Here is a 23,761-nt window from a genome sequence, read left to right as displayed (position 1 = left end):
TTCTATTTTTGAAACGGTTCAATAACTCTTTCTAATTTCATACCCCGAGACCCTTTTACTAAAACAATTGATTTTTCGTTTATACGCTTTTCTAAAAATAATATGAGTTGTTCATAGTCATTTTCAACCCAAATAATACTGTCTTCATTAAATTTCTCGACTAATCGACCGTATAACCATTCCATTCTTGGTCCAAATAAACAAACTCCTGTAAATACATCATTAGAAATAAACTCACTCATTTGTTCATGGTATTGCTTTTCATTTTCACCAAGCTCTAGCATATCTCCAAGTACAAGCCACTTAACTGGTTTAATCGATGAGCTTTCCAAAAATGAAATAGCGGCTTTCATTGAAGTTGGTGCTGCGTTGTATGCATCATTAATAAAAATAGAGCCATTTGAAGCTTCGATCACCTGCATTCGCATATCGGTTAAGACTATTTTTTTCAATGCATCTCGCATTTGCTCAGCAGTTAAGCCAACCTCTTTCCCGATTAATAAAGCAGCCAATGTATTTTTCACTTGATGCTCTCCAAGAACAGGAATAGACATTTCTTCGTTTAACTCCCCGGCTACACGGAAAGTGCTTCCTTGTTCTGTAAAATTCACTTCAATAATAGATAAATCATTTTGTTTATTGAGGCCAAAGGATTTCGTCTGTATAGAAGGAGCATTTTCCACAAATGGGCGTAATAATGGTTCATCCCCATCATAAAACAGCTGTCCATTTGCCTTTAATCCAGATATGATTTCAAATTTAGCCTTCGCGATTCCTTCTCGGGAACCAAGGTCTTGCATATGTGCTTCCCCTATGTTGGTGATTACTGCAAACAAAGGCTTTGCAAGATTAGATAAAAATTCAATTTCTCCAAATGAACTCATACCCATCTCAAGTACAGCAAACTCCGTGTCATCCTCAAGCGAAAGAATCGTTAAAGGCAATCCAAGCTCATTATTAAAATTGCCTTCCGTTTTTTTCACCCGAAAATAGGGAGATAACATTCCGGCAACTAAATCCTTTGTTGAAGTCTTCCCATTAGATCCTGTTATACCAATGAAAGTAGCTTTCAATTCTTCACGATACGCTACTGCCATCTGCTGAAGTGCCTTTTCCCCGCTTTCTACGAATAAAAGAGGAACATCCTCTGGAGGATTTGGTTCATCTTTTAACCAAAAAGACGCTGCTGCTCCCTTATCAAAAGCATCCTTCACAAAACGATGGCCATTTACATTTTCCCCACGAAAAGGGATAAATATGTCCCCATGTTGCAGCGTTCTTGTATTAATTGATACACCAGTCACTTGTGGATTCAGTGCAGGTTTTTGTATCCCTAACCATTCTGCGATTTCTTGTAAGTATTTTTTCAATTATGTCACTCTCCATCCTTCGAATGCTCAAGTTGTTGTTTTTCCTCGAAGCGTTCGATTGCAAGAGTAATCAATTCTTCAATTAAATCGGAATAAGATAAACCCGACTCAATCCATAGTTTAGGATACATGCTAATTGGGGTGAATCCAGGCATCGTATTTACTTCATTAATAACAACTTCTTCGTTATCTGTTACAAAAAAGTCCGCACGAACAAGACCTGAGCAATCTAGTACTTTAAAAGCACGAATCGCTGCATCTTCCATCTTCTTTAATAATTCAGGAGAAATAACTGCTGGAATTGCATAGTTCGTTGTACCGTCCTCATATTTTGCTTCATAATCATAAAAATCTTTCGTTGGTAAGACTTCCCCTGCCACAGAACATCGAGGAGAATCATTTCCTAGCACACTCATTTCTAATTCCCTAGCTACAATTCCTTGCTCTACAATAATTTTACGATCATATTTGAAAGCAAATTCTACCGCTTTTATAAGCTCTTCCCTATTACTTGCTTTCGTGATTCCAACACTGGAACCCAAGTTCGCCGGTTTAACAAATAATGGCCACTTTAAATTTTGTTCCATTTTTTGTAATAACTCTTCTTGACCATTTTTCCATTCTTTACGAATAAAATGCACGTAAGGAACTTGAGATAAGCCTGCTTGTGCAAATAATTGCTTCATCACTACTTTATCCATCCCAGCAGCAGATGCTAACACACCATTTCCCACGTACGGTAAGTTCAATACTTCCAGTAAACCTTGAACCGTACCATCTTCCCCATTAGGACCATGTAGTAGCGGGAAAACTACATCTAATTGTGAAGTCACGTCTCCCTCTACAGGCAAGAAGCTTGTAATTGTATTAGGCTTACTATTTTCATTTCCAATCTTTAAAGACTCAATATCTTCAATAGGACCAGTTAAGGCACTACCTTTTCTCCATTCACCCATTTTAGTAATGAAAACTGGATATACTTCGTATTTATCAAAATTAATAGCTTGAGAAACTGCTCTTGCCGTCAATAACGAAACTTCATGCTCCGCTGATTTCCCACCATATAATAAACCTATTTTAATTTTCATTTGTAAATAACCTCCACGTTTTGGATAGTATTAGTTTATCACGTACTGTATCGAGAGATGAACCATCAACCGATGATATAAATTAACTATTTTAGGTAGCACTTCAACGACTTAAATCATACCCAACACTTTTTTCACTATAATATGCTGTTACAATCGGAATCGTTTTCATTAAGTATTACCACAAAATATAATAAACGCCTTTGCAACTGAAAGTAGCAAAAGCGTTAAGTATAGCCGAATTTAAAATTGTATGATCAAATTTGCAGGTTTTGCTAAATGATCGTTCAAATCCCCAAGAACTTCATCCGGAAAAATGTTTTCAGGTAAGCTTCTAATCTCTATGCCATAGTTTGTTTTATCTAATTTAAAAAAGGAGAGTAATGCACCATCTTCAAAATAATCAGCGTATGCTTCTACCTTATCTATGGATAATTCAGGTAAAATTACGTTGTTCTTTTTTCTCCAAAAAGCAGTTGATTTCATTTTTTCATGGATGTATTGATTAAATACACTAGCTATTAAATTGTTAATATCCTCAATATCACGAAAATATATTTTTGTGATCTGTTGACCTTCATCTGATAAATAAACAAAACGATTTTGTATATGATGATAAAAAGGAAGACGAAATGCCTCTTTTTTGTGTGCTATGTAAAGTAGCTCTGCTTGTTCCTGAGGGGACATCATATTTAATTTCCGCTCATCCGAAAAATCAAGCAAACAAAGTGCTGTTGGTCTTTCTGCATAATCTTTTAGAAAATGATTATATTGTTCTTTCACCACAAACTCTAATTGCGTATGAATATTAAAAGATGCGTCCTCATAATGATGTTTTAATAATAAAAGAGCCGACAAATCAGAGAAATTCTTAATAAACTGTTGGATCGTAAGTCCACTAAATAATGCGAAATGTTCAATGTCATTTACATGTACATATAGATGCGTTAAATATTCTTCTACTTCTTTCTCTTTTTTTGCCACTAGGTTCACTCCTTCATTGTCTGTTTTATATTAGCATAATTTTTTACAAATGAAACATATGATTTTCGTGCATCGTCTTAATTAACCGACAAGCAAAAAACATTTTTTTAAGCTATAATAGGAAAAGTGTAAGCTGCGACTTGTAGTTTGTTAATACTGCACAGGAAAAAATGAAATTTGATAGAAATATAGGTGACTTTATGGAAAACAAAAAAGGCTTTGCCGATCGATTTGATTGGACGCTCGCTTTTATAATATTATTATTTTTGATTGTTAGTTTGCTAGCAATTTCTTCTGCTATGACATCAGGCCAATACGCTGGAACGAATTTTGTTGCTAAACAAGTTTTTTGGTATATGGTTGGATCTGTTATTATTTCTCTTGTAATGTTTTTTGAACCAGAACAATACAAAAAAATGTCTTGGTACATTTACGGTTTTGGACTATTACTACTTTTTATTCTTTTTATATTGCCAGGAAGCATGGCACTTGTTGAACCCCGGAACAATGCAAAAAGCTGGTTCCATTTACCAATCGGCGATATTCAGCCAGCTGAATTTATGAAGACCTTTTACATCCTGGCTCTTGCTCGTTTAATAACAAAACATCATGAAGTATATCTTATGAAGACCATAAAAACGGATTTTATTCTGCTTGGAAAAATTGGTATCACCTTACTCGTTCCGTTATTTTTTATTCTTGAACAGCCCGACCTTGGAACTGCACTAGTATTCATTGCCATTACTTCTGCATTGGTCATTGTAGCGGGAATAACTTGGAAAATTATTCTTCCTTTATTATTGGGCTCCGTAACAATAGGAGCTTCCCTTCTTTGGATGGCACTTTATATGCAGGACTTTTTAGAGGAAAAATTCGGCTTACAAGGTTATCAATTTGCTCGTATATATTCTTGGCTAGATCCATATTCTTATGCCTCCAATGAAGGCATGCACTTGATCACCTCCTTAAATGCTATCGGTTCTGGTGAAATTTTTGGGAAAGGATATGGTGGTCGCGTTGTATATGTTCCAGAAAACCATACCGATTTTATATTCGCTGTTATCGGAGAAGAATATGGGTTTGTAGGTGCCAGTATCGTCATTAGTCTTTTCTTTTTACTTATTTTCCACTTAACAAAGATTACATTACAGTTAAAAGATGCCTATAGTACGTATGTATGCGCCGGAATCATTGCAATGATTACATTCCACGTTTTTGAGAATATTGGAATGACGATTCAGTTACTTCCGATTACAGGTATCCCTTTACCATTCATAAGCTATGGCGGTAGTTCGCTAATGGGAAATATGCTAGCAATCGGCTTAGTATTCAGTATGAAATTTCATCATAAAACGTATATGTTCGCTAAAAACGAAGATGACTAAAAACCAAATAAAAAGAGGGTGGCTCGAATTATTCCGAGTCACCCTCTTTTTAGCTTTGAGGACTTTGTGCTGGTGGTGCTAACGCTTTAAGCATGTCAAGTCTCGATTTTGTCATTGTAACAGTCACACCAAGCTTTGAAAGATTACTTACAATTTTCTTTAAATCAACTTCCTTAGCCATTCTTTCCACCTCGTCCTTCCATATAGTATTACGATTTATATTCAAAAAAGTTTCTTATTTATTAATTTTTCTCAATCCTATAATACCACTATTTACATCGTTTTAATCTTTCATTTTTATTACATATTTTATTTGATTGTAAACCAAGCTAAGTAATAACCATAAGGAGTGATTCACGTGAATGTAAAAGATGTGATGAGTAGAGAAGTCGCGACTTGCAATCCACAGGATTACGTAAATGAGGTTGCTGAGCAAATGCGAACATTGGATATCGGTTGTCTTCCCGTTGTAAGCAATAAAAAACTGGTTGGTATGATAACCGATAGAGATATCGTAACAAGATCCGTTGCAAAAGATGTGAAAAGTAAAGTCGAAGATGTCATGACGAAATCCGTAATCTCTGTTTCACCTGATGATACTACAGTAGAAGCCTCATTAGTGATGGCAAGATGTCAAGTCCGTCGTCTGCCAGTAGTTGAGAACGGTACGCTCGTTGGTTTTGTATCATTAGCAGATTTAGCATTTCCATTTCCACATGTACAAGAAGTTTCTCACGCTATGGAAAGTATATCCGAACCAAGGAGTTATTAAACATCATTAGCTATCCTTTTTTATAATGGGTAGCTTTTTTTATATTTTTAGGTACTGAGATGTCAAACATATAGGAAAAGTGTAATATAGAAACTAGAAGATTTTCAGAAAGCAGGTTTCTGTATGAAAAAGACTATATTTATACTAATGTCCATACAATTTTTAGTTTATCTTGGTTTTGGAATAATCATACCTATATTGCCAGAGGTTATTTTGGAGCAAAATTATAATGAAATACATGTCGGTGGTCTATTAACAGTTTACTCACTAGCTTCATTTTTTACTGCTCCATTTTGGGGAATGCTTTCGGATCGTACTGGAAGAAAGACACTCATTTTAGTTGGGCTAGTTGGTTTCAGTTTAAGCTTTTGGCTATTTTCATTATTTTTTGATTCGCTTTTCATGCTCTATCTCTCTCGTGTCGTTGGAGGTCTTTTTTCAGGAGCCCTCTACACAGCTGTAACGGGATTTGCAGCAGATCTATCCAACGAAGAAAATCGCAACAAATATATGGGGCTTCTTGGAATGTCCATTGGTCTAGGATTTATTTTTGGACCAGCTATTGGTGGTGTTCTCGGACACGTAAGCTTATCACCTCCATTTACTGTGTCTGCAATTTTATTGCTAGTAATTTTTGTATATGCACTTATTATATTGAAGGAGCCAGAGAGATCTGGAGAAGCGAATAAACGAGCACTTCTTCCTAAGGGTGCTGCGAGTCTTTGGTCATATCGAATAAAGTATTTATTCCTGTTTTCATTCATGGTGACGTTTTTATTGGCTGGATTAGAAGCAACCTTCCAGCTTTTCCAAATCGAGAAAGTTGCCATTACCCCTTTGCAAATCGGCTATTTGTTTATGTTTAGCGGCTTCGTGGATGCGGCAATTCAAGGCGGAGTGGTACGACGAATTAAAAACGGTACAGAAACGAAATGGCTATTATACGCACAAATCATTACTGCAATTGGTCTATTTATGACCGTATTTACATCGAGTATTTTCTGGGCAGGATTCTCCCTTTGTGTGTTTACCGCTGGAAATGCACTAGCTAGAACAACAATTGTTTCACTTACTACGAAGGAATCTGGTGGAAGCTACGGTACAGCGGCTGGTATGACTTATTCGATGGATAACTTAGGTCGAATTATCGGCCCATTATTATTTGCATGGCTTTTCACAATCCAACCAAATAATATTTATATGTTCTCTGGTGTACTCGCAGTTCTTTCCATCGGATTGATCTTCGCATATCGTAAATCTACAAAATCATTGAGAGAAGTAGCGTGAGATTGAGGGATTGTAAGTAGAGATTGTGCGATTCTTGATCGTCATTGAGCGATTCACCTAATTTACCACAAAACGCCAAGGATTTTCCTTGGCTTCAGGTAGCAGCTAAATTTAGATTTCTAAAGTGTCACTTCAGACTTGTTTGAAAACGCTTGTCAGTCGAGGCGCGCCGACACGAGGCGGAAGCGAATAGAACTTAGGTTCATGAGCTTACAACGAAGTGTAAGAAACGAAGAATGAAAGCGTTTTTCAACAGTCTGATGCCAAGGATTCGCTCCTTGGCATTTTTTTATTGTAACTCTGGTTGCGCAGTTTGTAATTCAGGATGTGCTGCTCTTACAACGGATGGTCTTGCAAGTAGTAATACTACCAAGATTAATACAAGGCTTGATACTATGAGAATACCTTCTGCCGGTAAAACATCGTATAAGAAACCAAACAATACCATTCCAAGCGGCATGAGAGCCATTGCACAAGTTTCAATGATAGAAAACACGCGCCCCTTATAATCATCCTCAATCATTTTTTGCATCATCACTTGAATTGGTGTATTAGTCACAATCATCGATATACCAAAGCCAAACATAAGGAGAATGTAAAAGCCTACTAACCAATTATAGGACATATCGAACAGCAACGGTAATGCCACTCCGCCCATTAGCACTCCCATCACCACGATACTCCATTTAGAAACTAAAAATGGATACTTTAGCTCTTTACGAGAAGTAAAATAAATGGACATAATCAACATTCCGATTGCAAATGCTCCTTCAGTGAATCCAAAATGCTGAGCATTTATTTTTAATTTCTCAATTAAAATAAATGAATATCCCACTTGGTATGCACCGAACAGAAAATTAATAAAAAGGGAAATTACAACCATCGTTTTTAAAATGGAATGTTTCATTAAATAGTTGAATCCCGCCTTCATGCTTTGAAGCATCGACTCTTTTACTTCTCCCTCTACTACCTCTTTCCGTTTAGCAAATAAATTAAAATTCATCGTGGACTCTAAGAGTACTGCAATAATCGATGCAGCCATATACATAACAAGAAAAACTGGCATTGTTACAGTACCATAGAGTAACCCACCTACGGCTGGACTACCAATTGCAGCAAATGAAATGGATATTTGATTTAAAGACATTGCCTTTTGTATTCTTGCTTCATCCACTAGTCCTGTGATTGACGAGCTAAATGTTACACCTGAAAATAATGAAGTGATGGATAAAATAACAGTAGTTGTATAAATTGCTAACAATGATAAACCTGCTGTTAAACTAACAATTAGCAAACCACCAATTGCAATTGTGGTGGCAATTTGAGCAACGATGACAATCATTTTCCTAGAGTAATTATCAGCTACATAACCAGCAAAAGGTGCTACAAGCGTCCTTGGTAAAATACTACAAATCAAATTCATTGCAAAGCTTGAGGCAGAACCAGTTAATTGCAAAATATAAAAGCTGATGGCAAATGAATACACTTGCGCCCCAAATGTTGATATGATCTTGCTTATCGTGAATGTCCACAAATGATACGTTGCCCTTTTGAGTTTTAACACTTCTTCCATTTTTATTTCCCCTTTTTTTCAAATTCTCATTGGTAAAAGGCCGAGATTTTGAATCGCAAATACGATTTACCCCTGTACAAAATCTTTGGAAACCACCAAAAGCCTTACCTTTTTTCTATGTAAAGAAAATAATACCATATTTATCCTTTCAATTCAACGAAAAGTTTAATATAATTAAACAAATTGATAAAGAGGTGATTCTTGTGCCAACATTAGGCGATCGCATACGCAAAATTAGAAAACAACAAAAGATTACATTAGAAGCACTTGCAGGCTCAGAACTCACTAAAGGAATGCTTAGTCTAATTGAAAACAATAAAGCCAATCCTTCTATGGAAAGCTTAAATTACATTGCTGATCAGTTAGGAGTAGATGTTTCAGAGCTTTTGGAAGAAGTAAGCACACAGGATTTAAGAGAAATATTAGTGAAAGTAGAAATACTTTTTAATACGAAGTATGAAGATTTAACGAATGAATATGAACAAATAATCGACCTAATCGAGCCATGGGTCCCAAAGCTCACACAGGGGTATGAAGCAGCTCGATTACTTGAATTGTATAGCAGATGTATATCATTAAAGGACAAACAATATTCTCTGAAACTATTAAAACAGGTAGCTATAATGTATGAGCAATTAAATTTAACAACCAAACGAGCAGAGATAGGGACATTTTTTGCTTTAGTTCCTTATACGAATCACAATTATCAGGAAGCGCTAGATATTTTACTTTCAGAGCGTTCTCAGTTAGAAATGAATCCCTTATGGATTGATCCACTATCTCGACTAGACTATGACTACCTGGAGGCTGTTCTTTATTTTGCAGTAGGTCAACATGAAGACGCTATCGATAAGATGGAAAAGGCAATTGCATATTCTAATAAGCATAAAATATTTAAGCAAGTAGATAATTTATATCGATTAGCTACCGCCCACGCTATGATGGCTACGGACGAAGAGAAAAAAAAGTATTATTTACAAAAGTTACTTGCATATAGTGAATTTGCCGAGGATGAGGATTCGAAGATTTTCATTTCGTACGCTAATATTCACTACTTAACTTCTTATAAAAAACTATATAAAGAAGCAGACCAGTTATATAACGATACTTTTAAGGTCAGCATACAGAATAAATTATTCGCACCTTATTTCCTACTTGAAAGAGGAAAAACATTATATGGTTTACACCAATTTGAAGATGCACTTAAAAAGTTAGAGGCAGTTGAAATCCCTAGTATTACCCATCACCCTTTCGATTTGTCTATATTCTACGAAAAGGATGCATATGCTGCATTATGCTACATGGAGCTTGGTCAACAGGCAAAAGCTTTGGAAGCAGCACAGTTTGCTATAGATAATATTAATAAAATGCCTGACTCTCCGTATAAAGCTTTTATTAAAGAAACGTACGACAAAGTCCAAGGGGGAATGTAATCATTGAAGAAAAATTGGTTTTGGGGAGTTATTAGCCTTATTGTCGTAAGCTGGATTGTCAATTCCATTTACTTTCAATCGAAGCAACTAGAGGAGCCAGTTATATTAAATGCTTATTTAGATATCCCAATTAGTGATAGTACAAATTTTTCCATACATTATATAACGAATAAAAAAGATATTATAGAGTTGCAGTCGCTTTCCATTGGCACACAAAGCTTATTGAATGAGCGAAACTTCATATTCCCTGGTTTCGAGAATCCAACTGCACAATCTTTCAATCAAGAATTTTCTCATCATTATTTAAAAGAGGCTATGTTCAACTTAGGCGAAGAGGATATAAAAAATTTTCAAGAGGAATTAAAAAATCATAATCAGATATACGCCACTTTTACAAACGGTCAGACTTTGCCGTTACAAGTTTCTAAACTAAATTTCACTTCTTATAAAATTTCAGATGAAGTATTTTATAAAAGTTCAGGATTTAACTATACTGGCAACTCTCGCGCAGAATTTATTCATATAAATAAACCTATAAAGATGGAAGCTTTTGAGTTACCAAAGGGGATTCAACAAGACATAGATATAAAGTTGATGGTGTGGAAAGATACAGATGAACATAGCCCTATTATAAGACAAGATGCTTCAAAAGAATGGGAGGATCTGGACGCTCCCCTCTATACAGATGTAAAATGGCCGCTTCAAATGAATGCAGGAGATTCAATAGGAATTTTCTTTCACACGAAAGATGACTTGGATAAGGCAAAAACTATTAGACTTATGCAAGATTGGACAGGTGAGGATGCCGACGGGACTCAAATCAAGCACGTGATCAATATTATTAGTAATCCTATATTGACGCAAGATCAAGTGAATAACATTGTAAAGAAAGCGAGAGGTGAAGCGAAATGAGAAATGGATTCAAACAGCTATTCATCGGCTTTCTTTTCGTGTTCATCAAGTTTCACTTGATCGTTGACCTCTTGCCAGATTTTATTGGATATATCTTTGTTTACAATGGCATCAAACAAATAGCGACTTTATCCTCTCAACGTTATGAGAAACTAAAGGTCCTATCGATTATTTTAGTTATTATTTCGGTGCCTAACTTCTTTTTAAATGATCAAGTTATCCAACTGAATGAATGGCTAGGATATTACTCAACTCTTCTCAGTTTGCTGAAAGTGATTCTAATATATTTATTGTTTGCCCTTCTGCAAGAGGTTGCAAAGCAGCTTCCATATAAAGAAGGTTTCATTTCAACTAGGCGAATGTTCTATTGGTATATGGCGATCGCTTTGCCATCCTTGTTCATACAATCATTTTTAATGAATACAACTTTCGATAATAGCATAACTGGAAGTATTTTGATTGTAGTGTTTATGCTAATCATTGAGATTTCTTTCCTAGTATACTTAAACAATATGCGAAAGAGATATCCTAAAAATGCAATTTATGAAGGTTATGAAAAAGGTGCAGTCTCCTAACTTGGAGACTGCTCTATTTTGACTGTGTGGACGTATTATTTTTTATCCGGTCAGAAATTCTTTTATCTAGTCACATTTTTTTCTATACGGTCAGATTTTTTAGTTTCTATCATACTATTTTCTATCCGGTTACAAATCTTTCATTCACCGTGATAAGCACGATAATTATCAAGCCATTCCATAAATTTAGTCCATGCATCTTCAAAATCAGGTTGGATGCATGAAATTTGTAGCAAGCCGTTTTCAATTAAATAATCACTTTTATAATGTAAATCAAATCCTGACATTCTTGCATCTTCGGCTAAGTGCGGATAATTCTTTTCCTTCCACGTAAAAATCATTGGATAATGTTGGTCTGCTAACAGTTCAATTTGATGCTTTTTCACATCTTCTTCGATAAATCGCATTCGATTATGTAATTGTTTATATCTAAAACCACCATCATATGCCTTTAATGCATATTCTAAACTCAATACAAACTGGGAAGGCATTGTAAATGGAACTGCGTGATTACTTCTAAATGCTATATCTAAATACGTTGGTATGTTTTCACTTACTGTAATCTCCGTATTCGCAAAGACAAATGCCAAACCACTCATTGTTCCAATAGCTTTTCCACTTACCCCCGTAGCTAAATAGACACCATCCAGCTGAAAAGGAAGTGCTCCAAATGAACTCACACAATCTGCACATAACAATACATTATGACGCTTGCATATAGCAGACAACTTCTCCAATTCATTCAACATTCCAGTAGAGGTCTCACCATGTGCCATAAGCAACCAGCTATAATTACCCGTAGCAAGTTCTTTTTCAATCGCAGCTAAATCAAAGGAAGTTCCCCATTCGTACTTGTCAACGTCAAAGGAAAGTCCCCATCTTCTCGCTTGCTTTTCCAAACGTTCTCCGAAGGCACCATTTGTTAGAAGTAACCCCCTCTCGCCAAGCACATGCAATTGGGCAATCATCGCTTCATTGGCAAGAGTTCCACTCCCAACTAACAGATGGACATGTGCTGCTCCACTCATCTCTAGCAGACTGCTCTTCACTCTCTCCAGCATTACCTTGAACTCATGCGAACGGTGAGATATTGGCTTTTCTAAAAACGCCTGTTGAATAGATTCCGATTGTTGGACTGGCCCAGGATAAAATGAATATCTTTTTTGTTTAAAACGAGCAGCAACCGAGTTGTCAAATCGTTCTCTTGTCAGTACCATCGGAACAAACAAAGCTTCTCCTGTCCCGACCGTGTCTGCAAAGGGTTCAAAACCTAGCTGATTATATAGTTTTTGTTCACGAATCGTTCCTGATATGACAGCTGCTCCATAGCCATTTTCATAGGCATAATCAGACAATGCCCTAGCTAAATAATAAAACACTCGTCCATTCCGATGCGCTTTGTCAACCGCCATTAATCGAACTTCGCAAAGTAAGCCTTGAAGTGCATCCTCAGGAAGTAATTCCTCTACTGGACCAAGTTTTAGATCTAGCGAAAAAGGACGGACTGCTCGAAAGGCAACCATCCCCGCTAGTTCTTGATCCTTCAATACAATCACATATACGTTTTCATGATGAAATGGATCGACTCTCATTCCACTCGGATCTGGTTCATGCTGCGGAATCTCTTCCACGAATGTCTGATAATTTAATCGAGCGATTGCATCAAATTCTTTTTCGGTCCGTGCAATTTTACACCAATACATAACCCCAAACTCCCCAATCTATTCACTTGAATGATAGCGTTCCGTTCTCTTTTCCAATAAAGTAATTCCGACCGCTAATAGGATAACGCCTAAAAGTAACATCATACTAACATACGTCCAAACGTCACTTAAGGTTTCCCCATAAATGGTAACTCTCTTTAATGCTTCCATTCCGTAATAGATAGGAGACAACCATTTCATTGCTAGCAAGCCATCTGACTGTACGATTTCGAGTGGCCAATAAGCACCGCCGATCATTGCAAAAGCGACAGATAGCAAAGAAATAATTACACTGCTTTGACTTACTGTTTTGACTAACGAGATAACAAATAAAGAAAATGCCATTACGAGTAATACATAGAAGCTACAAATGACGATAACCTTCCATAATCCCCCGTACATATTTGTGCCAACTATAAATCGGAAAACAAAAATGACTAAAAGCATTTGGACCAATCCAATTAAATAACTAAACGATAAATGCCCAAAATACAATTGAAATCTACTGATTGATGCTAGCTTTAAACGATTCCATACTCCTGAACGTTTATCTTCTAATATAAATTGTACATTTATAGAGATTGTATAAAAAACAAAATAAAGCATAAAACCAAATAAACTTTGTAATGCCCCATCATAGCGGAACACTTTTGACTCATCCATCGATGCTTCTTTTATCTGAAAAGCAGGATTTTCTAAGCCTTTTTCCACTTCCTTCCACTTACTTTCCCCACCTACAACAATTATCTGATATTGAAAAGCTAGCTCATTATAGATAGTCTCTACATTTAAAGAAAGATTTCTTACTACATCGGACTCTGTGTCTGCTAGAACACTATACGTTTTTTCATTTAGTAATACACCGATCGTGTCCCTTTTTTCCTTTATTGTATCCTGAAGTTCTTGCTCCGATAAAACAGTTATTGCATAATCCTCTTCTATTTGTAACCTCTCTAAAACTTCCTTGCTCATTTTAGATTCATCCGTAGCAATTAATAGAGTCAATTTACTACCAACTGAACCACTTAACACATATGCAAAGATAACGGTCATGATAGTCATTGAAATGAGAATAAGTGGCTTTCTTTTTAAGTTTTGTAACCTTGCAATCCATATACCCTTCATGATGTCACCTCTCTTTTTGGAAATAAAACAATAGAGAGAAACACACAAAGACTAAATGCCACAACCAAAACAGACATAAATGGCCATATTACCTCTAATTCTCTACCTTTTTGAATGGATAGGATGGCAGTCATGGTAGCTCCATTAGGTGTAAGATTACCGATTTTGGCAAGTAGTGTAGATACTTCCCCTATATTGAAAAACGAACCACCAAGAAATGAGAATATAGTAATTACTAAGCCATTAAATATATTCGCTGCTCCCTCTGACTTCGTTCTAAGTTGAAGGGTGGTTAGTAATGCTGATAGGCCCCCAATAAAAAAGCTATAGGTTAAAACGGTAATAGCCATTGCATCTAGTCCAATCCACTCGATTCCTAGCACAAACTTCCCATAAAGTAGAAGTAACAATTGTTGAACAAAAGCTACCATCGTCCCTGTAATAAAAATAGAAATTGAGTACCAACTAGCCGATACTCCTGCTAAAATAATTCGGTCATATACCTTCCATTGCACCTCCTGCAAAGCAAAGCCTGCTAAAAATGACGGGATATACAGAGCAAACATCACAAGCATTCCAGCAGTGTAGTAAACGGAGGCAGGAATTTTTCTTTCACTTTCTTCCAGCACCTGGTCCACTTTTTCAACACTTGAACTGTTTAGCAAACGTTGATCCAGTGATAATCCAGCTTTCGTAAGAGCAAGTGACTTCGTATAGCCATTTTGCCATTCATTGATTACGGATTGAATAATAGAAGCCCGTATTTCATTTTCTTGACTAAGAAATAAATCAATCTCTGGTGTTTGCGTCTCATTAAAGTAAGCCATTTTTATATAATCCAAACGAAAACTCGATGGAATTGTTAATATACCATCCGTATTTTCGTCTTTTCGAATATTTTCTAAGTCTGTAAACTGTTTCTTTTCAACCACTATATACTTCTTTATACCATCGGTTGATAGAATGGAGTCTTCTAAAATTTTTATAGGATCATAATTTTTCATTTGAATTAGCACTGAATCTAAAGAAGAGCCACTCAATCCCTGTTCCTTTAAGAAATTTATAATAGATTCCTCTTCCTTCTCCCAGCTAGACTTATCTATCAAAACTAATCTTGCTTGAATAGCTGGTTCCCCACCACTATTCATCACACCAGCAAGCGCAGTAGAAAGAATTGTAATAAGTACAAGTGGCATGAGTAATAAAATAATAAGTGGTTGCTTGTTTCGCAATAGCATTTTTATTTGCTTTCCAATTAAAGTAAGTAGCATAGCCATCCCCCTAGTCTCTTAATGCTTTTCCTGTTAAATGTAGGAATACATCTTCAAGAGAAGGTATTTTAATGATGGCCGAAGTGATTGTCACATCATTTTCTGCAGCTATTGCGAAAATGCTAGCAAGTGGCTCTTCCTTTTTAGGCATGGATAATAGCAGAATATCTTCTTCATGACGAACACTGGCAGCAGGAAATTGTTTCTTCAGTACCTCCCCAAACTCTTTTGAAAGTAAATGTCCCTTTAATTCAATCGTTTGATTATCAGAAACTAGTGATTTTAACTGCTCTTTTGTACCGAAAGCAATAATCTCACCTTGGTCCATAATATAAATTTTGTCACAAAGGAGCTCAACTTCCTCCATATAGTGACTTGTATATAATAAGGTCATTCCTTCCTCAACAAGCTGTTTAACAGTATCTAATATATACGCTCTTGACTGTGGGTCAATCCCTACGGTTGGTTCATCCATAATTAAAATAGATGGTTTATGTAAAAGTGCAGCTCCAATATTAAGGCGACGTTTCATACCACCAGAAAATGTTTTAACAATGTCATTTTTTCGATCAGTTAATCCAATTTTCTGTAATATTTCTTCTACACGTTCGGTCAATAGTGAACCTTTTAAACCATAGATTCTACCGAAAAAAGCTAGGTTTTCTCTTGCCGATAGCTCAGGGTATAAAGCAATTTCCTGAGGAACTACCCCCAATGTTTTGCGAAGCGACTCGGGATTTTTATTGATCGATTCTGAATTCCAAAGTACTTCACCACTTGTTGGCATTACTAAAGAAGAAAGCATGGAAATAGTTGTTGATTTTCCTGCCCCGTTCGGCCCGAGAAGTCCAATAGATTCTCCTGCTTCTAGCTGCATATTTACTTGGCGAACCACTTCCTTTGTCTTAAACTTTTTATGAAGGTTTATTGCTTGTAACACGGCTCCATCCCCTTTATCAATTAAATTCATATTAGCGTATATCCGTTCTCGTTTAGATTGAAAATCTGAGACATCCGCCGGAGGTTTTAACTCCAGTCAGTCGAGATTTAGACCTGGATTAAAGTTGGTATTTAGTACAATTATACCAAAATTCTTTTGCAATATTAAAAAACCACAAGTAAAGTTTATGTTAAGACCATAGATTTTATTTGAGCGCATACAAAAAAGCTGTCCGATGAAGGACAGCTTTTTTGTAATTTTGTTATTCTACTGTTTGTGTTTCTAATGGTGCATTATAAACGTCTTTATCTAATTCACCGGTTACTTTCGCAGTTGTAACACCTGCAGTCATTGATCCACTCACGTTTACAGCTGTACGTGCCATATCAATTAATGGCTCTACTGAAACGAGTAAACCAGCTAATGCAACTGGTAAATTCAGAGCAGAAAGTACAAGTATGGCGGCAAACGTCGCTCCACCACCTACACCTGCAACTCCAAAAGAACTAATAGCCACTACGGCAACTACAGTAAGAATAAACATCGGATCTAAAGGATTAATACCTTGAGATGGAGCAATCATAAATGCTAGCATGGCAGGATATACACCCGCACAACCGTTTTGCCCAATGGACAATCCAAAGGAACCAGAGAAATTTGCAATACCTTCAGATACGCCTAGTTTATTTGTTTGTGTATTAATATTAATAGGTAAAGTACCTGCACTTGAACGTGATGTAAATGCAAAAATGAGTGGCTCTGCTGCTTTTTTCACAAACGTTATAGGATTTAAACCTGAAAGTGAAATAATAATTAAGTGGATTGCAAACATAATAGCTAATGCTACATAGGATGCTACCACAAATTTACCTAAATTATATATTGCTGCAAAATCAGATGTCGCAACGGTTCTAGCCATAATTGCCAGGATACCATATGGAGTCAATCGAAGAACAAGTGTCACTACACTCATAACAAGCGAGTACACAGCGTCTATTCCTTTTTTAATCGTAGCAGCAGTTTCACCATCTTTTCGAGCTACTCTCAAGTAGGCAAAGCCTAAAAATGCTGCAAATATTACAACCGCAATTGTAGATGTATCACGCGCACCCGTGAAATCTAAAAATGGATTAGCTGGAAGTAAATCAAGCATTTGCTGAGGAAGTGTTTTATCTCCTACTTCAGCAGAACGTGCTTCATAGTCCTCTGCGCGTACAGATTCTGCTTCACCTTGCACAATCTGATCTGCATTTAGATCAAAGATTGCTGCAGAACCAATTCCTATTAGTGCTGCTATAGCAGTAGTTCCAATTAAAATACTTAAAATAATTGCAGCCATCTTCCCAAAGTTTTTCCCAATCGTCAACTTCGTAAAAGCGCCTAGAATAGAAATAAATACTAGTGGCATTACTATCATTTGAAGTAACTTCACATAGCCAGTTCCTATCAAGTTATACCAATCTACGGATTTAGCTAACACTTCAGATGTTACACCGTAAATTAGATTTAATGCTAATCCTAAAGCTATACCTAAACCTAACGCTGTAAATACGCGTTTAGAAAATGATACATGTTTCTTTTGCATTACTATTAGAACACCCACGAACAACAGTAAGGCAGCTATATTAAGAATGATAAACAATATGTCCATTTCATTACCTCCATTTTTTCACCTAACATAGAATAATACTTTTATTCCAATAGGTCAAGTAGGTTATACTTTCTACCACATAATACCTAGTTTCTTCATTCTTTCCCCTAAATCGGATATACTAAAACTAACTTCCAAAAAAAATAAAATAGAAGGAGGTGAAACTGTGGCGGCTAGCATTATTAGTTTAATAGTGACAGGGACAATTATTTTAAATATTTTCTTTGCAATTGCATTAATATTTTTGGAACGTAGAGATGCTTCCTCTACTTGGGCTTGGATCTTGGTTTTATTCTTTGTACCTATTGTAGGTTTCGGTATTTATTTATTATTTGGAAGAAAGTTGCGTAAAAAGCATTTATTTCGTTGGGAAGGTAAAAACAAAATTGGTATCGATAAATTAATAGAATTTCAAATGGAAGCGATTGAGGATGATTCGTTTGATTTTCGTTTGGATGATGCCATGCATTATAAAGAGTTAATTATTATGCATTTACACAATAACCAAGCGGTACTAACTCAAGATAACAAAGTAGATATTTTTAATGACGGACGAAAAAAATTCCAGGCACTTTTGCAGGATTTAGAAAATGCAAAGGATCATATTCACATTCAGTATTATATTTTTCGTCTAGACAATCTTGGTCAAGAGATTTACCAAGTACTATTAGATAAAGCGAAGCAAGGAGTAAAAGTTCGAATTTTATATGATGACACAGGTTCACGCTCTTTGCGGAAAAGGCAATTTAAAGAGTTAATAGAATTAGGTGGCCGTGTAGAAGCATTTTTCCCTTCTATCCTACCTCTTATTAATCCACGTATGAATTATCGTAACCACCGAAAAATTGTCGTTATTGATGGTCGAATTGGTTATATCGGAGGATTTAATGTAGGGGATGAATATTTAGGATTAAATAAACGATTTGGTTATTGGCGTGATACACATCTAAGGATAGAAGGAAGTGCAGTACATCCACTTCAAACCCGATTTATACTTGATTGGAACCAAGCTTCCGCCGAACATGATATTGAATATTCCGATGTATTTTTCCCAGCTATCCCGATGAAAGGCTCAGTTGGATTGCAAATTGTTTCCAGTGGACCTGATTCCGAATGGGAGCAGATAAAAAACGGATATTTAAAGCTTCTAATGATGGCGAAAAAGTATATTTACATTCAATCACCATACTTCATTCCAGATGCGAGCTTTATGGATACACTTCGTATTGCTTGTCTATCTGGTATCGATGTTCGGATAATGATTCCAAACAAACCAGATCATATATTCGTTTATTGGGCTACCTATTCCTATGTAGGAGAATTAATAAAAGCCGGAGCAAAAGTATATATTTATGAAAATGGATTCCTTCATACAAAAATGATTGTCATTGATGATGAAGCCTCTACTGTAGGAACAGCAAATATTGATGTCCGAAGCTTTAAGTTAAACTTTGAAGTTAATGCATTTATCTATGACCGCGAAACTTCTCATGCGCTTGCAGAGCTATTCGAGGAGGATATGAAGTTATCTACTCCATTGACTATGGAACTATATGAGGAAAGAACTCGTATGATTAAGTTTAAAGAATCTCTAGCACGATTATTATCCCCAATCCTATAACTAGAAAAGTCAGCGTCCTCATTAAGGGACGCTGACTTTTTATATATCCAAATATTCTTCTAGCGTAGTGCCTGCTTCATAAATCTCGCCCGCTAGTTGCTTACCAACATAGCGGAAGTGCCATGGCTCGTACATATATCCGGTAATTTTTTCTTTTTCCTTTGGATATCGCATGATAAAACCATAGTTATGTGCATTGGCAGCAACCCATTTTCCAGCCTCAGTTTCTCCAAAGCTTTCACGCGCAAAATGTTGCTCAAAATGTTGTTCTCCTATATCAAAAGCAAGACCAGTTTGATGTTCGGAGTATCCTGGACGTGCGCTATAGCGATCCGCCTCTTCTTGCCCATCATTACTTACATATCTCTGATAAAGTGTCGTTTGATATTCAAATGAACGATATGTACTAAATGCAACGAGGTCAAAACCAGAAAGTTTTGCTTCGGCAGCCATTTCTTCAAATGCTGCTCTTGCATCCTTACTTTCTCCAGGGTCAAATGTTGAAGGTAGTGGATACTTTTTACTTGCAATGAGTACTCCTTGGAAGTATGTCGGTTCCGTTGGTAACGTTTCATGACCTATGTATCCATTTGCTCCTGACATATCGACTTCAGGCTCTTCGACAACTGGTGGTTCTACTACCTGCTCTTCTTTCGTCGGTTCCTCTGCTTCTTGCTCATCTATCATGTCTTTTTCTTTTTCCTCTGTAGTCATCTCTTCTGTTTTATTCGTCAGACCTAAAGATGCAAGACTTTCGTTTATATTCCAATCATTTATTCCAATCCAAGTGACAATGGCTGCAACTAACAATCCCAAAATTGTACCCGAGACAATATATGGCCATTTTTTTTGTTTTTTCTTTTTAAATAAACTTTGTCGAGAATGCATTGTCTTCCTTCTTTCCAATAACGATACTATCATTTTAACATTTTTCTTCTAAAACTGGATGAGAAAATGGGTTGTCTTTGTGGACAACCCATGAACAAAATTTATATTAAAATCATTCCTAGAACGACGAAAAATAATACGATAAATAAAATAGACATTCCCTTCATCCATTTTGCTTCCCGTTCAAAACCTTTTTCCTTAAAGCTGACCGCTCGGTAACCATTACTTAAAGCAAATATAGCTGTCATAAAGAGGACTGCCATGTTTAAATTCCCTACTATAATAAATATTAAAGAGGCAATGGAAGCCGCTGCAATTAAGATTCCAATGATCCAATTCTTATTCACTTTTAAACTACACCTCTCATAGAAAAAACGAAGCTATAAAAAGCTTCGTTTTAGACTGTTGACAAACGTTTTCGTTATACAGATTCTTCTGCTTTTTCTGGATGATTTGAATAAAATTTACGCCCTAAGTATGTTTGGAAGATTAAGATAATCCCACCGACAGCCCAGTACAATGGTAATGCAGCCATAGAGCTGAACGAGATGAACATAATCATGATAGGAGAAATATAAATCATCATTTTCATTTGTTGCTTTTGTTGCTCTGGTACCGTCCATAATGAAACTTTTGCTTGAACAAAATAAACCACACCTGCAATAAGCGTCATCGCAATATCCGGAGAACCTAAGTTAAACCATAAAAAGGGATGTGTTTTCACATCTGTTGAGTGCAGGATTGCAAAATATAATCCCATGACGATTGGCATTTGAATAAGCATTGGTAAGCAACCCATATTCAAAGGATTTACATTATGCTTACGATATAATCCCATCATTTCTTGTTGTAAAGCCATTTGTTCTTCTTTTGACTTTGTAGCTTTTAATTTCTTTTGAATCTCATCCATTTCTGGTTTCAATTTATCCATTTTTTCTTTCATACCTTGTTGATTCTTATAGTTTTTAAGCATCAAAGGCATTAAAGCAAATCGAATAATTAATGTAATTGCTATGATAGCAAGTCCATAACTACCATTGAATATTTCTCCAAAGAAATGAAGTAAAAAATCAAAAGGTCGAACAAAAATATTATAAAAAGTACCTTCTTTATTCTCTACTCCTGAACATCCGCTTAGAACAACTGCTGCAAAGACAAGAATAGAAAGCAAACTAATCTTCTTTTTCATTCATTCACCTTCATTTTTCAAACTATAACGAGTATACCTTCTATGAAGCTATTTATCAAATATAAACATAGCAATACTTATATAGCTCTGCTTTCATTTGGAAAATTATATTTGAAATTAGGGTATTCATGATGATCCCTAAACTGCTTCGGTGTTAGACCTGTATACTTTTTGAATATACGAGTGAAATAGCTTTGGTTGCAAAAGTGAAATGAATCAGAAATATCGGAAATCCCTTTGTTCGTATGTCTTAGATAATACTGGCACTCCTCTACCTTACGAATATTTAAATATTCTACTAGAGTTACCCCTGTATGTTCCCGAAAAATTCGAGATAAATGACTTGTACTAATATTAAAACATTTAGCAATATCTTCCACAGTTAAATTTGTTTCAATTTCATCATTTATAAATAAGATAACTTTGTTCACTGTTTGATGACCAAAGGACGGTTTTTTTCTTTCTGTAATGACCAATACAAAAAACTCTACTAATTCATCTGCACATTGAAGAAACTGTGCATCGCTCATTTTTGTTTCTATAACGTTGACACTAGCGATATTAAAAGCCATTACCTTATCAGAGGGAACTTGGCTTTCTTGTAATTTCCTTGCCATCACAGCAACTAATTGTATGTAGTAATTTTTGACATACATAATCATTAACTTCTCAGCTCTAATAATAATTAAGTCTATGATTTCTCTTAATACTTTTTTAGCTTCCTCAAGCTCGAAAGCATACATATGAAGAAATAATTTTTTTTCTAAATCTAAAAACAAACTCAAACCTTCAATGCTGTTAATTACGCTTATTTCTTTTGTATACGCTTTGGAAAAGCTTTCTAAAAAAATCTTTTGTGAGTATTGCATAAGGACCTCATCTTTCTTTTTTTATAGTACTTTTGGTATTGTTCTTTATTGGGTACGTAGAATCATTTTATAACACTTTGTTGGAAAATGGAAACATTTATGATGATAATTTAGCTATTATTTGGAATTAATAATTTTAAGTGCTTTGGTAGTACCTTAATTTCGAATGGTGTACATACACCTTCATCCCCGTCAACGTTACAAAATAATGGTCGATCAGACTCCATGTAAACCTTTTTAGTCGTAATGACCTCCACTCCATCATCCTCTTTTAATGTGCCCAATAAAATTTTTGTACCCATTCGAACGAGGTTAGCAATACCAGATTTTTTAAAAATATACACATGAAGAAGTCCATCGTTGATTTCGGCATTTGTCATCATTTTTTCAAATCCACCTACTGAATTTGTTAAGCCAACTAAAACGAGCATCGATGTTCCAGTCCAGGTCCCATGGTCATGTTGAATAGTGAAACCCACCTCTTCGTTAGAAATAACTACTTTTGCACCTTCAATTAAATATGCTAATGAACCTAGTTTCGTTTTTTTCTCAACGGAAGTGTTCGCAACTCTACTTGCAATCTCACCGATTGCAACGATATTTCCAAAATATTTATTACCAATTTGAGCTATATCTACAAACTCTGTATTGGTCATCTTTAATGCCTCGATTGCAATCTCTGGCTCTAAAGGGATTCCTAATGCTCGTGCGAAGTCATTTACTGTTCCAAGAGGCACTATTGAAAATAGAGGTCGATATGATTGATTGGCAAGTCCGTTTATAACTTCATTTATCGTCCCATCTCCACCCATAGCTACGAGGAACTCCATTTTCTCTTCACAAGCTTGTTTGGCAAACGTAATAGCATCATTTTTTTTTTCTGTTTCCTTTTCAACTATTTGATATCCAAGTGCATCGAGAACTGTAAGAGCCCTTTCTTTATATGTTTCGGCATCTTCCTTCCCAGATGAAGGATTAAATATAACCATTGCTTTTTTCAATCTATTTACCTCCTTTATTTGTAATTTTTATTCCCCTAATACCCTATTTACCTATTATGAAACAGATTACATAATAAAAAAGTGCTAAACTAGAGTAGAAGCTGAAATAGAAATGAGGAATATA

22 protein-coding genes are annotated in these 23,761 nt (G+C 35.8%); 7 read left to right on the top strand and 15 right to left on the bottom strand.

What is annotated here, in order from left to right; translation table 11 throughout:
* Positions 1–2 precede the first annotated feature (2 nt).
* From AM499_RS18970 to AM499_RS18960, 3 genes are all read right to left on the bottom strand, one after another.
* Positions 3–1,370, bottom strand: coding sequence for a UDP-N-acetylmuramoyl-tripeptide--D-alanyl-D-alanine ligase (locus AM499_RS18970; protein ID WP_053591668.1), 1,368 nt, complete (start codon positions 1,368–1,370; stop codon positions 3–5).
* A gap of 5 nt (positions 1,371–1,375) precedes the next feature.
* Complete coding sequence (locus AM499_RS18965) at positions 1,376–2,458, bottom strand: D-alanine--D-alanine ligase (protein ID WP_053591667.1); 1,083 nt, start codon at positions 2,456–2,458, stop codon at positions 1,376–1,378.
* A gap of 243 nt (positions 2,459–2,701) precedes the next feature.
* On the bottom strand, positions 2,702–3,442 hold the full coding sequence (locus AM499_RS18960) for a hypothetical protein (RefSeq protein WP_053591666.1): 741 nt from the start codon (positions 3,440–3,442) through the stop codon (positions 2,702–2,704).
* Positions 3,443–3,642: 200 nt separating this feature from the next.
* Here AM499_RS18960 and AM499_RS18955 point away from each other — a divergent pair, with 200 nt between their 5' ends.
* Positions 3,643–4,827 carry an FtsW/RodA/SpoVE family cell cycle protein gene (locus tag AM499_RS18955; protein ID WP_053591665.1) on the top strand — a complete coding sequence of 395 codons (1,185 nt, stop codon included), beginning with the start codon at positions 3,643–3,645 and terminating at the stop codon, positions 4,825–4,827.
* A 49-nt stretch (positions 4,828–4,876) separates the two neighbouring features.
* Here the strand turns inward: AM499_RS18955 and AM499_RS22270 are convergent, their stop codons facing one another.
* A complete protein-coding gene (locus AM499_RS22270) occupies positions 4,877–5,008 on the bottom strand; it encodes an Lmo0850 family protein (RefSeq protein WP_253278910.1) in 132 nt (43 codons plus the stop codon).
* Positions 5,009–5,185: 177 nt separating this feature from the next.
* Here AM499_RS22270 and AM499_RS18950 point away from each other — a divergent pair, with 177 nt between their 5' ends.
* Positions 5,186–5,599 (top strand): CBS domain-containing protein, encoded by a 414-nt coding sequence (locus AM499_RS18950; protein ID WP_053591664.1) that lies wholly within the window; start codon positions 5,186–5,188, stop codon positions 5,597–5,599.
* Positions 5,600–5,722: 123 nt separating this feature from the next.
* A complete protein-coding gene (locus AM499_RS18945) occupies positions 5,723–6,886 on the top strand; it encodes an MFS transporter (protein ID WP_053591663.1) in 1,164 nt (387 codons plus the stop codon).
* A 289-nt stretch (positions 6,887–7,175) separates the two neighbouring features.
* Here AM499_RS18945 and AM499_RS18940 read toward each other — a convergent pair whose 3' ends face one another.
* Positions 7,176–8,459 (bottom strand): MFS transporter, encoded by a 1,284-nt coding sequence (locus AM499_RS18940; RefSeq protein ID WP_053591662.1) that lies wholly within the window; start codon positions 8,457–8,459, stop codon positions 7,176–7,178.
* A gap of 203 nt (positions 8,460–8,662) precedes the next feature.
* Between AM499_RS18940 and AM499_RS18935 the strand changes: the two genes are divergently transcribed.
* The 3 genes from AM499_RS18935 to AM499_RS18925 are packed head-to-tail and all read left to right on the top strand — an operon-like array spanning position 8,663 to position 11,379.
* The gene (locus AM499_RS18935; protein WP_053591661.1) at positions 8,663–9,892 is read left to right on the top strand and encodes a helix-turn-helix domain-containing protein; all 1,230 of its coding nucleotides are present in this window, start codon (positions 8,663–8,665) and stop codon (positions 9,890–9,892) included.
* 3 nt (positions 9,893–9,895) lie between these two features.
* On the top strand, positions 9,896–10,804 hold the full coding sequence (locus AM499_RS18930) for a hypothetical protein (protein ID WP_053591660.1): 909 nt from the start codon (positions 9,896–9,898) through the stop codon (positions 10,802–10,804).
* Positions 10,801–11,379: a hypothetical protein gene (locus AM499_RS18925; RefSeq protein ID WP_053591659.1), complete on the top strand. Its 579-nt coding sequence runs from the start codon at positions 10,801–10,803 to the stop codon at positions 11,377–11,379. The genes AM499_RS18930 and AM499_RS18925 overlap by 4 nt, the downstream gene beginning before the upstream one ends.
* Before the next feature lie 140 nt (positions 11,380–11,519).
* Here the strand turns inward: AM499_RS18925 and AM499_RS18920 are convergent, their stop codons facing one another.
* From AM499_RS18920 to AM499_RS18900, 5 genes are all read right to left on the bottom strand, one after another.
* Positions 11,520–13,082 (bottom strand): aminotransferase class V-fold PLP-dependent enzyme, encoded by a 1,563-nt coding sequence (locus AM499_RS18920; protein WP_053591658.1) that lies wholly within the window; start codon positions 13,080–13,082, stop codon positions 11,520–11,522.
* Positions 13,083–13,100: 18 nt separating this feature from the next.
* Positions 13,101–14,207 (bottom strand): ABC transporter permease, encoded by a 1,107-nt coding sequence (locus AM499_RS18915; protein ID WP_053591657.1) that lies wholly within the window; start codon positions 14,205–14,207, stop codon positions 13,101–13,103.
* Complete coding sequence (locus AM499_RS18910; RefSeq protein ID WP_053591656.1) at positions 14,204–15,478, bottom strand: ABC transporter permease; 1,275 nt, start codon at positions 15,476–15,478, stop codon at positions 14,204–14,206. The genes AM499_RS18915 and AM499_RS18910 overlap by 4 nt, the downstream gene beginning before the upstream one ends.
* Positions 15,479–15,488: 10 nt before the next feature.
* Positions 15,489–16,448 (bottom strand): ABC transporter ATP-binding protein, encoded by a 960-nt coding sequence (locus AM499_RS18905; protein ID WP_442853777.1) that lies wholly within the window; start codon positions 16,446–16,448, stop codon positions 15,489–15,491.
* Positions 16,449–16,680: 232 nt separating this feature from the next.
* A complete protein-coding gene (locus AM499_RS18900) occupies positions 16,681–18,069 on the bottom strand; it encodes an L-cystine transporter (RefSeq protein ID WP_053591654.1) in 1,389 nt (462 codons plus the stop codon).
* A 166-nt stretch (positions 18,070–18,235) separates the two neighbouring features.
* On the opposite strand from AM499_RS18900, the gene cls reads away from it, so the two are divergent.
* Positions 18,236–19,690: a cardiolipin synthase gene (gene cls / locus AM499_RS18895; RefSeq protein WP_053591653.1), complete on the top strand. Its 1,455-nt coding sequence runs from the start codon at positions 18,236–18,238 to the stop codon at positions 19,688–19,690.
* Positions 19,691–19,729: 39 nt separating this feature from the next.
* Here the strand turns inward: cls and AM499_RS18890 are convergent, their stop codons facing one another.
* The 5 genes from AM499_RS18890 to AM499_RS18870 all read right to left on the bottom strand — a co-directional run bounded on the left by AM499_RS18890 (position 19,730) and on the right by AM499_RS18870 (position 23,637).
* Positions 19,730–20,578, bottom strand: coding sequence for a M15 family metallopeptidase (locus tag AM499_RS18890; protein ID WP_053591652.1), 849 nt, complete (start codon positions 20,576–20,578; stop codon positions 19,730–19,732).
* Between the two features lie 101 nt (positions 20,579–20,679).
* Positions 20,680–20,925, bottom strand: coding sequence for a hypothetical protein (locus AM499_RS18885; protein WP_053591651.1), 246 nt, complete (start codon positions 20,923–20,925; stop codon positions 20,680–20,682).
* Between the two features lie 74 nt (positions 20,926–20,999).
* Positions 21,000–21,767, bottom strand: coding sequence for a membrane protein insertase YidC (gene yidC / locus AM499_RS18880; RefSeq protein ID WP_053591650.1), 768 nt, complete (start codon positions 21,765–21,767; stop codon positions 21,000–21,002).
* Positions 21,768–21,844: 77 nt separating this feature from the next.
* Complete coding sequence (locus tag AM499_RS18875) at positions 21,845–22,636, bottom strand: helix-turn-helix transcriptional regulator (protein WP_053591649.1); 792 nt, start codon at positions 22,634–22,636, stop codon at positions 21,845–21,847.
* Between the two features lie 110 nt (positions 22,637–22,746).
* Entirely contained in the window at positions 22,747–23,637 is an 891-nt protein-coding gene (locus AM499_RS18870) for a diacylglycerol/lipid kinase family protein (protein ID WP_053591648.1), read from the bottom strand.
* Between the last annotated feature and the right edge of the window lie 124 nt (positions 23,638–23,761).

It is taken from the genome of Bacillus sp. FJAT-22090 (assembly GCF_001278755.1).
Taxonomy (GTDB): domain Bacteria; phylum Bacillota; class Bacilli; order Bacillales_A; family Planococcaceae; genus Psychrobacillus.
This window is presented reverse-complemented; position numbering and strand designations above follow the sequence as displayed.

What these genes read in the sequence shown, in the direction of transcription:
- AM499_RS18920 (WP_053591658.1), bottom strand. Translation starts at nt 13,082, where the DNA reads ATGTATTGGTGTAAAATTGCACGGACCGAAAAAGAATTTGATGCAATC.
- yidC (WP_053591650.1), bottom strand. Translation starts at nt 21,767, where the DNA reads ATGAAAAAGAAGATTAGTTTGCTTTCTATTCTTGTCTTTGCAGCAGTT.
- AM499_RS18945 (WP_053591663.1), top strand. Translation starts at nt 5,723, where the DNA reads ATGAAAAAGACTATATTTATACTAATGTCCATACAATTTTTAGTTTAT.
- AM499_RS18900 (WP_053591654.1), bottom strand. Translation starts at nt 18,069, where the DNA reads ATGGACATATTGTTTATCATTCTTAATATAGCTGCCTTACTGTTGTTC.
- AM499_RS18875 (WP_053591649.1), bottom strand. Translation starts at nt 22,636, where the DNA reads ATGCAATACTCACAAAAGATTTTTTTAGAAAGCTTTTCCAAAGCGTAT.
- AM499_RS18915 (WP_053591657.1), bottom strand. Translation starts at nt 14,207, where the DNA reads ATGAAGGGTATATGGATTGCAAGGTTACAAAACTTAAAAAGAAAGCCA.
- AM499_RS18925 (WP_053591659.1), top strand. Translation starts at nt 10,801, where the DNA reads ATGAGAAATGGATTCAAACAGCTATTCATCGGCTTTCTTTTCGTGTTC.
- AM499_RS18965 (WP_053591667.1), bottom strand. Translation starts at nt 2,458, where the DNA reads ATGAAAATTAAAATAGGTTTATTATATGGTGGGAAATCAGCGGAGCAT.
- AM499_RS18955 (WP_053591665.1), top strand. Translation starts at nt 3,643, where the DNA reads ATGGAAAACAAAAAAGGCTTTGCCGATCGATTTGATTGGACGCTCGCT.
- AM499_RS18905 (WP_442853777.1), bottom strand. Translation starts at nt 16,448, where the DNA reads ATGAATTTAATTGATAAAGGGGATGGAGCCGTGTTACAAGCAATAAAC.
- AM499_RS18910 (WP_053591656.1), bottom strand. Translation starts at nt 15,478, where the DNA reads ATGCTACTTACTTTAATTGGAAAGCAAATAAAAATGCTATTGCGAAAC.
- AM499_RS22270 (WP_253278910.1), bottom strand. Translation starts at nt 5,008, where the DNA reads ATGGCTAAGGAAGTTGATTTAAAGAAAATTGTAAGTAATCTTTCAAAG.
- AM499_RS18890 (WP_053591652.1), bottom strand. Translation starts at nt 20,578, where the DNA reads ATGCATTCTCGACAAAGTTTATTTAAAAAGAAAAAACAAAAAAAATGG.
- AM499_RS18940 (WP_053591662.1), bottom strand. Translation starts at nt 8,459, where the DNA reads ATGGAAGAAGTGTTAAAACTCAAAAGGGCAACGTATCATTTGTGGACA.